The following is a 12,462-nucleotide window of genomic DNA, read 5'->3' as shown; positions in this document are numbered from 1 at the left end:
TTGTCTCAACACGGCGTTACGGAGTGATTGACCATGGCCTTTACCATCGAAGTCGAAGAGTGGGTCGGTAGTGTCTGGCATCGGTTCATCACCCGCCGCGCCAGCCCCGACTTTCCCGAAGCCAGCGTTGCCCTGGAAAGCATGCATCGGCCGCTGTCGGTGCTGTTCCGTGCGATGGGCGGTGCCAGCGGCATTGGCGTTGAGGCGGCCAATGCGCGGGACCTGATGCTGCGGCGAAACCTGCTGCAACAGGTCGCCGGGACCTGCAAACAACTGCCGGTGGCCTGGTGCGATGCGAGCAACCTGCGCCTGCCCCAAAGCCTCGCGGTATACCCCGAAGTCTCTCTCAATCAGGATCTCTATCGCTGGCTGGCGCTGCTCGCGGCGCAGGCAGGCGAAATGCGCCATTGGGCGCGTGACAACCAGCGCTGGACCCAGGCCATTCTTGAGCGCTTTCCAGCCATGCGGCCGCGCTACGAGCGACTGGTCGAAGCGCATCTGCAATTGCGTCCGGACCCGGACACGCTGCCCCGGGCCGAAAGTGCGCTGGAGCGAGCCATCTGCCAGGCCCTGCGTGAGCCAGGCAGCGTGACGCAATTTCCCCGCAGCGAAGTTGCGCCGTGGCCGCTGCCCATGTGGCTCTATCCGGCGGAAAATCTCGGTGTGCCTCAGGCCACCGAGCTCGCCGAGGAAGACCCCGATAACAATCTGCAAGCCCCGCCTGTAGAACGGAAGGGCATGCGTAAGCGCGCCAAGCGCGTCGAGGACAGCACCAGCAAGGGTGGGCTCATGCTGTTCCGCCTGGAGAACCTGTTCAGCTGGTCCGAACATGTCGAGCTGGATCGCCAGGGCGACGACAGCGAGAACGAAGACGCCTCGCGCGTCGCCGAAGACCTCGACGAGATCGCCATGTCGCGTCAGCGCATGCGCAAAGGCGGCGGCCTCAAACTGCACCTCGACCTGCCCCCGACCGATGTAGACGACATTCCATTGGGAGAGGGGGTAAAACTGCCGGAGTGGGACTACCGCAAGCAGCGCATGCAGGAGGACTTCGTCAGTCTGCAGATGATGTTGCCGCGCGGCTCTGAACCTTTGGGCCTGCCGCTGCGGCTGAGCCCACTGGCGCGCAAGCTGCGTCGGCAATTCGAGCACCTGCGCAATGATCGGCAATGGCTGCGCAGCCAACCGCAGGGCTCCGAGCTGGACATGCAGGCCTGGCTGGATTTCCACGTCGAGCGTCAGCATGGTCAGTGTGCCGAGCGCGGGCTGTTCATGGAGCAGCGACAGAACCGCCGCGACTTGGCGTGCCTATTGCTGGCGGACCTGTCCATGTCCACGGACGCGCACCTGGACGACGAGCACAAGGTGATCGACGTAATCACCGACAGCCTGCTGCTGTTCGGCGAAGCGCTGTCGGCGGTCGGTGATGAGTTTGCCTTGTACGGCTTCTCCTCGCTGCGTCGCCAGCAGGTGCGCATGCAGGAACTCAAGAGCTTCAAGCAGCGTTACGGTGACGACACCCGCGGCCGCATCCAGGCGCTCAAGCCCGGCTACTACACTCGCATGGGCGCCGCCATTCGCCAGGCCACCGAACTGCTCGGCAGGTGCAAGCAGCGGCGCAAGCTGTTGCTCTTGGTCACTGATGGCAAACCCAATGATCTGGATCTCTACGAAGGGCGTTATGGCGTCGAAGACACCCGGCAAGCGGTCATGGAAGCACGCCGCCACGGGCTGCTCCCGTTCTGCATCACCATCGATCAGGAGGCCGGTGATTACCTGCCCTACATGTTCGGCGCCAACGGCTACACCTTGATCAAAGAGCCGCAACAGCTGCCCTTCCGCCTGCCGCAGCTGTACAAGCAACTGACCCAGCCGTAGGGTGGATGTCGCTTTTTACATCCACCGTGGCGCTGCTCGGTGGATCGGTGGGGCGTGATCCACCCTACGGACCTTTTGATCGCCAGCAAGCTGGCTCCTACGGTTACGTAGGCGAGCGCGGCTGAGCACCTACCGCTGCGTTGCTTTTGTAGGAGCGAGCTTGCTCGCGATCAAGCGGGTCCGGCCCGCTGAGGTGCATCACGCTACTTTTTGATTGCCAGCAAGCTGGAATCTAAGGGGTAGGCAGGTATTCAGCGGAAAGAAGGGCGCGTTAGGTCAGCGCGGCAGCCAGACGATCATCACCGCGCAGAAAATCGTGAGGGCGATGCAGAACCACAGAAATTTGCGCTGACGCCGTTCACCAGCCGTGTCGGCGTGGGCGGGGAGGGGCATGCCGCAGTTGCTGCACTCGGCTTCCTGCGGCGGGTTGAGTTGCTGGCAGTACAAGCAGTTGGGCATGGCGGCATCCTCTCGATTCAAATGCAGCTTGCCATGCGCCATACCGATTGCAGGTTGACCGCAATCAATCGTCTAAAAAAGCCGTTCGATCCTTGCAGCGCCGGACCTAGTGAACAGAATTGAAGCCGGCGCTACCCCGTCCGTTACTCGAATTGCTCCAGCAACTGCCGGTCGAGCACGGTGATCTGCCGACCTTCCTGGGTAATGATCCCTTCATCGATCAGGCGGCGGATGATCCGGGAAAAGGTTTCCGGCTGGATCGACAGATGCCCGGCAATCAGCTGCTTGGCCATTGGTAGCTCGAAGCTGTTGCCTTCGTCCTTCAATCGCGCCAGTTGCGTCATCAGGTAGCGCACCACGCGGTGGGTGGCGTTCTTCAACGACAGGGTCTCGATTTCATTGATGCGCTGATGCAGTCGCACGCTCAGCTTGCCGAGCAATGCGAACGAGAGCTTCTGGTTCGCTTCCAGCAGGCGCATGTAGGCCGCATTGGAGAAGCGGTAGACCTGCGTCGGGCAGACGGCCTGGGCCGAGGCGACGTAGTTGGGCGTGTCCATCAGCATCATGGCTTCGGCAAAAGTCTGGCGGTTGCCTATGACCTCAAACACCTTTTCCTGCCCGTCTGGGGTCAGCCGGTAGATCTTGATCGCACCGGAAATGACGAAGTAGAAGGCATGGGCCGGTTCGCCCTGATGGAAGAGGTTGTCGCCCTTGTCGAGGTTGAGCAGCTGGCTCGCACTCATCAACTCGTCCATCTGCTCGTCATTCAGGGGCTCGAACAGGTGGTGGCTGCGGAGAATCTGGTTGTGTACGCGGTGAAGCACCATGCAAAGGCATCCTGTTTCTAATAATCGGCCGTCCGCCAGCGAAACGGCGGAGTGCAAAAGGTGATTACGCTCCGGTGGGGTAGGCCGTTACCGGTGCGCAGTAGATCTATCAGTACAAAGCCTAGCCCAAATGCGATGACCCAAATATTGATACAGGCCGGGTTGAGGTCAACGAGGTGGCGTCAGTTCACGGTAGGCGGAGGCGCTCAAGGCGAAACCGCGGACCGCATCGATCGATCATTGCTGGTCCTCGCCCGCTAAGGGTATGGCGGGTGCCGCATGGTCTTCATGCATGACTGCAGCTTGCGTGCTATCCACGACCATATCGAGCGCCACGCCACTGGCCAATGCCAGCATCGACGCCATGACAAGGCCCCATGCCATGGGTTGGATGAACGCTTTCATATGCACCTCCGGTAACGCAGGGGCGGGCGCCAGGGCCTGCCGTGTGCTGGCGCTGCCTCAGTGCGTGGCGGCCTGGGCGAAAAGGATGTTGTTCTCCAGATGGATGTGCTGCATCAAGTCGTCGCGCAGCTCTTCCAATCCGCGATATAGCGCTCGCCAGGTATTACAGGCGTTTGCAGGCGGGGTGATGTCATTGGTGAGTTCGGCCAGGCGCTGCAAGGCGTCGCCATGCTGATCATGTTCGTAGCGCATCACCGCGATCGGGCCCTGGCTCTGAGGCAGCTGGACGCCGCGACGCAGCATGGGGAACAGAATCTGCTCCTCCTTGAGCATGTGGCTTTCGAGCTCCTGCTGCATGGTCCAGAGATGCTCGGCGAGGCCGGTTGGGCAATCGGCTTTGTTGCCGTGTACCTGCTCGACGCGGCTGGCCAGGCGGATCAGCTCGGGGAACTGGTCACGATGACGCTCGTGGTAACGCTCGAGAATGAACTCAATCAACTCGCTGGCAGCAGCGTTGCGCCAGTCCGGCTCGCTTGCGGGGTCGGTGGCCAACGCGGCGAGTTCGTCAGCGATAGCCAGGGCATCAAGATTGCGCTGCAAGGCTGCATCGCGCAGCGGCGTGTCGCCTCCGCAGCAGAAGTCCAGCTTGTACTGGCGAAACACGCGGGTGGCGCCGGGAATCAGGCAAGCGAGGCTGCCCAGGGTTTGCTCGGTAAGTGTGGTCGTCATGCTGGCGTTCCATGAAGTGACGTTTGACCTACCAACGCAATCCATGTGCCACACGTAAGCTTATGAAATATGAGACAAATTAGTGAGGGCTGGTGAAAAATACCTGAACGTTATAGGGTTTGAAAAACCTTGACGGGTAGTAAAGACCATGATGGAAGAGGCGCTGCTCGCCGATCTTGTAACCGAGTTGCCCAATGCAGTTCGGCTGCAACGGCTGGTACATACGCTGCATCAGCGGTTTCGCTGTGGCGCAGTGGTATTGCTGCGCCTCGATGACGACACATTACGACCGCTGGCGGCGGTGGGGCTGGTTAAAGAGGCGCTCGGCAGGCGTTTCGTCGTGGCCCAGCATCCGCGGCTGGCGGCCATTCTTTCGCAGCGTGAGCCCACGTGGTTCGAGCCTGATAGCCGATTGTCAGACCCCTACGATGGCCTGCTCGACGCCCGTATCGGCGAGCCTTTGCCTGTGCACGATTGCATGGGCGTCAGCCTGTACGTCGAAGGCAAACTATGGGGCGCGCTGACCCTTGATGCGCTGCATGCAGGCACCTTTGATGACGATGCACGGCGTGACCTGCAGCGCTATACCCTGGTGATCGAGGCCGCCATACGCATTACCCGCCTCGAGCATGAAAACCGCGGGTTGCGGCTGGCTCGCACGGATGTGCTGGAGACCGCGCCGCTTGCAGGCGAGGGTGAAATCCTCGGCCAGAGCGCCGTGATTCGCGAGCTGTTGCGCGAACTTGCGGTGGTTGCCGATTCCGAATTACCCGTGTTGCTGCTTGGCGAAACGGGCGTGGGCAAGGAGCTATTCGCGCGTTGGCTGCATCGGCACTCCCGTCGCCGCAACAAACCGCTGGTACTGGTCAATTGCGCCGCGTTGCCTGAATCGCTGGCCGAGAGCGAGCTGTTCGGTCACGTCAAAGGCGCCTTCTCGGGTGCGACTACCGACCGCCCGGGCCGCTTCGATGCGGCCAACGGTGGAACCTTGCTGCTGGATGAGGTGGGTGAGCTGCCGCTAAGCGTCCAGGCCAAACTGTTGCGCACCTTGCAGAACGGTGAAATACAGCGCTTGGGTGCCGACAAGCCGCGTCAGGTCGACGTGCGGATCATTGCCGCGACCAACCGTAATCTTCGAGAAAGCGTCCGCGACGGCCATTTTCGCGCCGACCTTTATCACCGCTTGTCCGTCTATCCGGTGCCGATCCCGCCCCTGCGCGAGCGTGATAACGATGTGCTGATACTGGCCGGCTACTTTCTGGAGCTGAACCGTGCTCGCTTGGGGCTGCGCAGCATGCGTCTGTCGCCTGCAGCCGAGCGCGCATTGCTGGGCTATGCCTGGCCGGGCAACATCCGCGAGCTGGAGCATGTCATCAGCCGCGCCGCCTTGCGACTGCTCAGTCGAGGTGCTTCGCGCAGCGAGATACTCACCCTGGAGCCAGAGCTGCTCGACCTGGACAGCGAGCACACCGGCCCACTCATGACGCTTGCCGATTCCGGTCCAGCGCCAGCCCCGACCGAGGCCGAAATCGTCTCGTTACGTGAAGCTGTCGACAGCGCCCAGCGCCAGGCCATCGTCCGTGCGTTACAGGCCAGTGGTGAGAACTGGGCGCAGGCGGCCCGCTTGCTCGATGTCGATTCAAGCAATCTGCACAAGCTGGCCAGGCGGCTAAAGCTCAAGTAAAGGAAACTACCTAGGTGGTAGACGGCATGCGGGCCGCCGGCCGGTGCGAGTCGTCTGTGCACAGTGGTGGTCTAAGCTTCAATCACTTTGAACGAGGAGAATCCCATGGCTTTGGACCGAGACCAGTTCCAGACACTGCTGACAGAAGCCCAGGCGCACGCTGATCGGGCCGCTAGCGAGAACAATCCGCAGCATTACCAGCAGGCTTTCGAAGCCAGCCTCAAGGCGATGCGTATGCTGGCGGAAGAGTCCGGCGATTGGCGGCAGGCAGTCGCCCGCGCCACGGAAGAGTTCGAGGGCAGCGAGGGTGTCTGAGGACGTCGTGCTGATGTCACCGCCACCTGCCTGATGCCCAGCGAATTAATTGCATTAGCCAGCGGCACAGGCAACTGCCGCACTCGGCAGCGCCGCTGGATACGACCTCGGCGTCGTAGCTACCTACAGCAGTAGCGCCGACGCCTTCTGAATGAGGGAGCGGCTTTGCTCGCCAAAGGGCAACGATAGTGGTCGCGAGCTCGGCTGATGCCTTCTCTCCCGCCTGCCGTGTTGCCCTTGACCTTTATCAATGCCTCTCGCATGAGGCCTACCTAGACTGCCGGCTTTCCATCCGACCCCGGACGGCCACTTCTGCGTCCGATGTGGTGCGTCCGCATGTCTAGGAGTTGCCATGCACTTGGTTTGTCCCGCAGGTAGCCTGCCTGCACTCAAGGCTGCCGTTCAGCAGGGTGCCGATGCGATTTACGTTGGTTTTCGCGACGACACCAACGCCCGGCATTTCGCCGGCCTCAACATGGATGCGAAGCAGCTCGAAAGAGGGTTGCAGCTGATTCGCGAGAAGCGCCGTCAGCTCTATATCGCCGTCAATACCTACGCCCAGCCGCAAGGCTGGTCACGCTGGCAGCGCGCAGTGGATCAGGCCGCTGATATGGGCGTCGACGCGCTGATCGCCGCCGATCCTGGCGTGCTGGGCTACGCGGCGAGGCGACATCCGCAGCTGAATCTGCACCTGTCCGTCCAGGGCTCGGCCACCAATGCCGCAGCGCTGGCCTTCTACCAGCAGCGTTACAACATCAAGCGCGCGGTGCTGCCGAGGGTGCTGTCGCTCAAGCAGGTAAAGCAAGTGGCTGCCAGCAGCCCGGTGCCTATCGAGGTGTTCGCCTTCGGCAGCCTGTGCATCATGGCAGAAGGTCGTTGCCATCTTTCCTCCTACCTCACCGGCGAGTCGCCGAACCTCTGCGGTGTATGTTCGCCGGCCAAGGCAGTGCGCTGGAGCGAGGAACCGGAAGGCCTCACGTCGCGGCTGAACAATGTGCTAATCGATCGTTATGCCGAAGGCGAGTCGGCAGGGTATCCGACCCTGTGCAAAGGCCGCTTCATGGTCAACGGCCAGCGCTTCCACGCCCTAGAAGAACCCACCAGCCTCAATACCCTGGACCTGATCCCGGAACTCGCCAACATCGGCGTGACCGCGATGAAGATCGAAGGCCGGCAGCGCAGCCCCGCCTACGTCGAACAGGTCACGCGGGTCTGGCGCTCGGCGCTCGATGCCTACCTGCAGGCGCCGCAGCGTTATGCCGTTCAGCCTGGCTGGCGTGCAGTGCTCGATGGGCTCTCGGAAGGCTCGCAAACCACCCTTGGTGCCTACCACCGCGCGTGGCAGTAATCCCCTGCAAGGAATCAATCATGAAGCTCAGCCTTGGCCCTGTGCTGTTTTATTGGGATCGCCAGCAAACCCTGGATTTCTACGCCGACATGGTAGATCTGCCGCTGGATGTCATTTACCTGGGCGAAACCGTCTGTTCGAAACGCCGCGACATGGGGCTGGATGACTGGCTCGGACTGGCGCGCGAGCTGGCGCAGCAGTCGAGCGCCGAGCTGGTGATGTCCGGATTGACGCTGGTCGAGGCGGCCTCGGAGCTGTCCAACCTGCGTCGGCTCTGCGATAACGGCGAGCTGCTGGTGGAAGCCAATGACATGGGCGCCGTGCAATACCTATCCGAGAAGCGCGTCTCCTTCGTGGGTGGGCCTGCGCTGAATCTCTATAACGGCTACGCACTGGCCGAGCTGGTAAACAGCGGCATGCAGCGTTGGGTGCCGCCAGTCGAGGTTTCCGGCGCGATGATCAGGAGCGCTCGGGCCCAGCTAACGGAACTGGGCGTTGCGGTGCCGGAAGTCGAAATCTTCGCCTATGGTCATCTGCCGCTGGCCTATTCGGCGCGCTGCTTCACGGCCCGGGCGGAAAACCGGCCAAAGGACGATTGCCAGTTCTGCTGCCAGAACTACCCCGAAGGCATCCCGCTGCTGAGCCAGGAGGGCGAGGCGCTGTTCACCATCAACGGCATCCAGACCATGTCTGCTTCGGTCAGCAACCTGCTGGCGGATTATCCGGCGCTTGTCGAGTGCGGCGCTGATTTGTTGCGCCTGAGCCCGCGCGCATCGGGAATGGTCGAGGTGGTCGAGGCTTTCGACGCGGTGCGCAAGGGCGGTCTGCCGCCGCTCGCCGTCGATGGATGTAACGGCTACTGGCATGGCCAGCCCGGCATGCTGCGCGCCGAGGAGGCTGGATTATGCTGAAGCCGCGCGCCCATTTATTGAAGCTCAGTGAGCGCTTGCTGCCCCTGGCGGCCCGAGCGCCGTTCCAGCTACAACGCATCGCGCTGGAGCGCAGCCTGAATCAGATCTTTGCTGCGCCCCTGTCTGAGAATGCGTTCGAAGCGCTGGAAGGTAACTGGATGCGCCTCGAAGTTGCTGATCTCAAACTGGCCTGGTGCCTGACCTGCGACGGCCAGAAACTGAAGATCGCCGAGCAGGCTCCGGTGCAGGTCACCATTCGGGGCAACTGGCGGGAGTTCCTGCTGCTGGCCAGCCGCCAGGAGGATCCCGATACCTTATTCTTTCGGCGTCGGCTGGTGATCGAGGGCGATACCGAACTCGGTCTTTCGATCAAGAACCTGATCGACAGTCTTGATCCGGACATGCTGCCGCCGTGGCTGTGGAAGCTGTTGCAAGGCGCGGGGGAGGAAGTCGCCCAGGCAGGCCTTGTGCAGCCGGCGAGCTAGACCGAATGAAGCCGATGCCGGGGCTTCATGCGATCGCTGGCGATGATGTTGCGCATGTCTTCGAAGAGGGCGTTCGCTTCGGCTTCGGAGCAGTCATCCCGATAGCGCTTGCGCAGGCCGTAGCTGCTGAGCGTGATGTGCACATCGGCAACCACGCCATGTTGGGCCAGGCATGCGCGGGCGCAATGCAGGGGGCAGCCGTCGATGGCGAGGATAGGCCGGCCCGAGTTGGCTTTATTGACCAGTGAGCTGACCCGCCCGCCGACGCCGGCGATGCAGGACATTTCCGCGAGCCCGGCACGGTCAAGGCGCACCGCCAGGGTGTTGGCCAGTTGCGCCACGTTGGAGCAACCCGAACAGGAATACACAAGCGGTAGGCGGGGTGTTGTCATGTTTGTTCTCCCGATCCTGAATGACTCACCGCAGTATCTTGGCCGATCGACTGACGACCCATGATGATCATCAAGAACCTGAGCCGTTTCGCCCTTGATCAGTCGTGGTAAGCAGCCAGCCCCCGGCTATCCAGTATCTCGATGCGCCGCCGTTGCACGCTGATCATCCCGGACTCGATCAGACGGTGCAGGATGCGCGAGAAGGTTTCCGGCTGAATGCCGAGCTTGGAGGCGATCAAACGCTTGGGCACATCCAGGGTGACCACGCCGCTGTCATCCTCCTGGGACTGGTAGAGAAAGCGCACCACACGGTGGCTGGCGTTGGCCAGCGTCAAGGTGTCGATCTCGTTCAGGCGTTGATGCAGGCGGATGCTCAGGGTGCCGAGAATGTCCAGGCAGATACTGGGGTGTTGCTCGAGCATGCGCCTGTAGTGCGCGCCATTGAGGCTGGCGACGAGGCTTGCCTTGAGTGCCGTGGCGCTGACCGGGTAGTTCGGTGCGCCAGTAAACAGCAGGGCCTCTGCGAATGACTCGCCGGGGCGGATGACTTCGACCAGTTTTTCCTGACCATCGCAGACCACCCGGTGCAGCTTCACCTGGCCGCTGAACAGAAAGTAAAAGCGTTCGGCTTTGTCACCCTGGTGGAAAAGCGAGGCGCCCGCAGGCAGTCGCTTGAGATTGGCCGAGGCGCAGACTTCCTGCAGTGCCGTCTCAGGCAGCCGGCTGAACAGGTGATGCCGGCGAAGGTCCGCAACGAGCGATGTTTCGGTCAGCATGTTTCCTCCACCGGCGCACGTCCGGGAATGTTGGAGGTTGCATCCTAGAAGCACGCATCCGCCTGCCTCCTTGATCACGGACAAGATTGCTGGCCGCAGAGGCTTTGGGCCGGACTGTGAATACATCCGGGCCGAATTGACGATGGTCAATTCGTTCTACGCCGATATTGCCTACATTCCCATCATGTTGTGTTTAGCGGTTTGCTTTTAACTACATATGGTGATGGAGGCGTAATGTTGGGGCTTGATCAGATGAGCCGACCGATCTCGTTGCGCAAGCGGGATGGTCGTCTGGTGGCATTCGAACTGGACAAGATAAGGGCTGCTATCGAGGCGGCGGGTCTGGCCACTGGTGAGTTCGATCAGGCCACCGCTCGGGAGCTGGCCGCGCAGGTGCTGGAGCGTCTGCCGCAACGGGTCGTGGAGGTCGAGCAGGCCCAGGACGCGGTAGAGCGTGTGCTGATGGAATCCGGGCATTACGGCACCGCGCGCGCCTATATTGTCTATCGCGAGCAACATGGTCGATTGCGACGCGACCGCAAGGCGATCGTCGACGTCGCTGCCTCGATGAACGAATACCTGTCCCGTGAGGACTGGCGCGTGCGTGCCAATGCCAACCAGGGGTATTCCCTGGGCGGGCTGATCCTCAACGTGTCCGGCAAGGTCACCGCCAACTACTGGCTGGATGAGGTCTACAGCCCGGAAATCGGAACGGCGCACCGCGAAGGCGATCTGCATATCCATGATCTGGACATGCTGGCCGGCTATTGCGCCGGTTGGTCGCTGCGCACCTTGCTCAACGAAGGCTTTAACGGGATTTCGGGACGGGTCGAGGCGGGGCCGCCCAAGCATCTGTCGAGTGCGCTCGGGCAGATGGTCAACTTCCTCGGAACGCTGCAGAACGAATGGGCCGGAGCGCAGGCCTTCAGCTCCTTCGATACCTATCTCGCGCCGTTCGTGCGCAAGGACAATCTGGGCTTTGCTGAAATCCGCCAGGCCATTCAAGAGTTCATTTACAACCTCAACGTTCCGTCGCGCTGGGGCACGCAGACCCCGTTCACAAACCTGACCTTCGACTGGGTTTGCCCGGAAGACCTGCGTGAGCAGATCCCCTATATCGGCGGCGAAGAGATGCCGTTCGCCTATGGCGAGCTGCAGCATGAGATGGAGCTGATCAACCGCGCGTATATCGAAGTGATGCAGGCGGGCGACGGGCTCGGTCGGGTGTTCACCTTTCCAATCCCAACCTACAACATCACCCACGATTTCCCATGGGACAGCGAAAACGCCGACAGGCTGTTCGAGATGACGGCGCGCTATGGCTTGCCGTACTTCCAGAACTTCCTCAACTCGGACATGCAGCCCAACCAGGTGCGCTCCATGTGTTGCCGCCTGCAATTGGACGTTCGCGAACTGCTCAAGCGTGGCGGTGGGCTGTTCGGGTCTGCCGAGCAGACGGGTTCTCTGGGTGTGGTGACCATCAATTGCGCGCGGCTGGGCTATCTGCATCAGGGTGATCGCAAGAGTCTCTACGAGCACCTGGACGCTCTGCTGGAAATGGCTATGCAGAGCCTCGAGGTCAAGCGCAAGGTGATTCAGCATCACATGGATGCCGGGCTTTATCCCTACACAAAACGCTACCTGGGCACCTTGCGTAATCATTTCTCCACCATCGGCGTGAACGGTCTGCACGAGATGGTGCGCAACTTCACCGAAGACGCCGAGGGTGTTCATACGCCGGCAGGCCGCACCATGGCCATCGAACTGCTCGATCACGTTCGCGCCGTGCTGGTGCGCTTTCAGGAAGAAACCGGCCATCTCTACAACCTCGAAGCGACGCCGGCCGAAGGCACTACTTACCGGTTCGCCAAGGAAGATCAGAAGCGCTTCCCTGACATTCTGCAGGCCGGTTCGTCCGATGCGCCGTATTACACCAACTCCTCGCAGTTACCGGTGGGCTTTACCGATGACCCTTTCGAGGCGCTGGCGCTGCAGGACGAACTGCAGACCAAGTACACCGGCGGCACGGTGCTGCACCTGTACATGGCCGAGCAGATCTCGTCGGCACAGGCGTGCAAGAACCTGGTCCGTACCGCATTAGGTCGGTACCGCCTGCCTTACCTGACCGTGACGCCGACGTTCTCGATATGCCCGGTACACGGCTACCTGGCCGGTGAACACGAGTTCTGCCCGAAATGCGACGAGGCGCTTATCGCCAAGCAACAAAGCTGCTGCGCCTGATCGAGTTTCAGG

At 61.5% G+C, this 12,462-nt stretch carries 13 protein-coding genes; 7 read left to right on the top strand and 6 right to left on the bottom strand.

From position 1 onward, the window contains the following. Window positions 1-33 precede the first annotated feature (33 nt). Window positions 34-1,878 (top strand): nitric oxide reductase activation protein NorD, encoded by a 1,845-nt coding sequence (locus EA797_RS13090; RefSeq protein WP_122165817.1) that lies wholly within the window; start codon window positions 34-36, stop codon window positions 1,876-1,878. A 276-nt stretch (window positions 1,879-2,154) separates the two neighbouring features. Here EA797_RS13090 and EA797_RS13085 read toward each other — a convergent pair whose 3' ends face one another. The 4 genes from EA797_RS13085 to ytfE all read right to left on the bottom strand — a co-directional run bounded on the left by EA797_RS13085 (window position 2,155) and on the right by ytfE (window position 4,298). Beyond that, window positions 2,155-2,337, bottom strand: a complete 183-nt coding sequence (locus tag EA797_RS13085; protein ID WP_122166315.1) for a DnrP protein — start codon at window positions 2,335-2,337, stop codon at window positions 2,155-2,157. 143 nt (window positions 2,338-2,480) lie between these two features. After that, on the bottom strand, window positions 2,481-3,164 hold the full coding sequence (locus EA797_RS13080) for a Crp/Fnr family transcriptional regulator (RefSeq protein ID WP_122165815.1): 684 nt from the start codon (window positions 3,162-3,164) through the stop codon (window positions 2,481-2,483). A gap of 237 nt (window positions 3,165-3,401) precedes the next feature. Next, the gene (locus EA797_RS21845) at window positions 3,402-3,569 is read right to left on the bottom strand and encodes a hypothetical protein (protein WP_167468810.1); all 168 of its coding nucleotides are present in this window, start codon (window positions 3,567-3,569) and stop codon (window positions 3,402-3,404) included. A 57-nt stretch (window positions 3,570-3,626) separates the two neighbouring features. Next, window positions 3,627-4,298: an iron-sulfur cluster repair protein YtfE gene (gene ytfE, locus EA797_RS13075; protein ID WP_122165813.1), complete on the bottom strand. Its 672-nt coding sequence runs from the start codon at window positions 4,296-4,298 to the stop codon at window positions 3,627-3,629. A gap of 148 nt (window positions 4,299-4,446) precedes the next feature. Here ytfE and norR point away from each other — a divergent pair, with 148 nt between their 5' ends. From norR to ubiT, 5 genes are all read left to right on the top strand, one after another. Next, the gene (gene norR / locus EA797_RS13070; protein WP_122165811.1) at window positions 4,447-5,982 is read left to right on the top strand and encodes a nitric oxide reductase transcriptional regulator NorR; all 1,536 of its coding nucleotides are present in this window, start codon (window positions 4,447-4,449) and stop codon (window positions 5,980-5,982) included. Between the two features lie 105 nt (window positions 5,983-6,087). Next, complete coding sequence (locus tag EA797_RS13065; protein ID WP_122165809.1) at window positions 6,088-6,297, top strand: hypothetical protein; 210 nt, start codon at window positions 6,088-6,090, stop codon at window positions 6,295-6,297. 352 nt (window positions 6,298-6,649) lie between these two features. Beyond that, window positions 6,650-7,645 (top strand): ubiquinone anaerobic biosynthesis protein UbiU, encoded by a 996-nt coding sequence (ubiU, locus tag EA797_RS13060; protein ID WP_122165807.1) that lies wholly within the window; start codon window positions 6,650-6,652, stop codon window positions 7,643-7,645. Between the two features lie 20 nt (window positions 7,646-7,665). Beyond that, window positions 7,666-8,556, top strand: a complete 891-nt coding sequence (locus tag EA797_RS13055) for a U32 family peptidase (RefSeq protein WP_122165805.1) — start codon at window positions 7,666-7,668, stop codon at window positions 8,554-8,556. Beyond that, window positions 8,550-9,041 carry a ubiquinone anaerobic biosynthesis accessory factor UbiT gene (gene ubiT, locus EA797_RS13050; protein ID WP_122165803.1) on the top strand — a complete coding sequence of 164 codons (492 nt, stop codon included), beginning with the start codon at window positions 8,550-8,552 and terminating at the stop codon, window positions 9,039-9,041. Before EA797_RS13055 ends, ubiT begins: the two co-directional genes overlap by 7 nt. On the opposite strand, the gene EA797_RS13045 is transcribed toward ubiT, so the two are convergent. Together EA797_RS13045 and EA797_RS13040 are read right to left on the bottom strand one after the other, a co-directional pair. Further along, window positions 9,038-9,433, bottom strand: a complete 396-nt coding sequence (locus tag EA797_RS13045; protein ID WP_122165801.1) for a putative zinc-binding protein — start codon at window positions 9,431-9,433, stop codon at window positions 9,038-9,040. The genes ubiT and EA797_RS13045 overlap by 4 nt on opposite strands. A gap of 98 nt (window positions 9,434-9,531) precedes the next feature. Next, a complete protein-coding gene (locus EA797_RS13040; RefSeq protein ID WP_122165799.1) occupies window positions 9,532-10,209 on the bottom strand; it encodes a Crp/Fnr family transcriptional regulator in 678 nt (225 codons plus the stop codon). A gap of 252 nt (window positions 10,210-10,461) precedes the next feature. Between EA797_RS13040 and EA797_RS13035 the strand changes: the two genes are divergently transcribed. Further along, entirely contained in the window at window positions 10,462-12,450 is a 1,989-nt protein-coding gene (locus tag EA797_RS13035) for a ribonucleoside triphosphate reductase (protein WP_425275571.1), read from the top strand. Window positions 12,451-12,462 lie beyond the last annotated feature (12 nt).

The organism is Stutzerimonas zhaodongensis, assembly GCF_003696365.1.
Classification (GTDB): Bacteria; Pseudomonadota; Gammaproteobacteria; order Pseudomonadales; family Pseudomonadaceae; genus Stutzerimonas; species Stutzerimonas zhaodongensis.
This window is presented reverse-complemented; position numbering and strand designations above follow the sequence as displayed.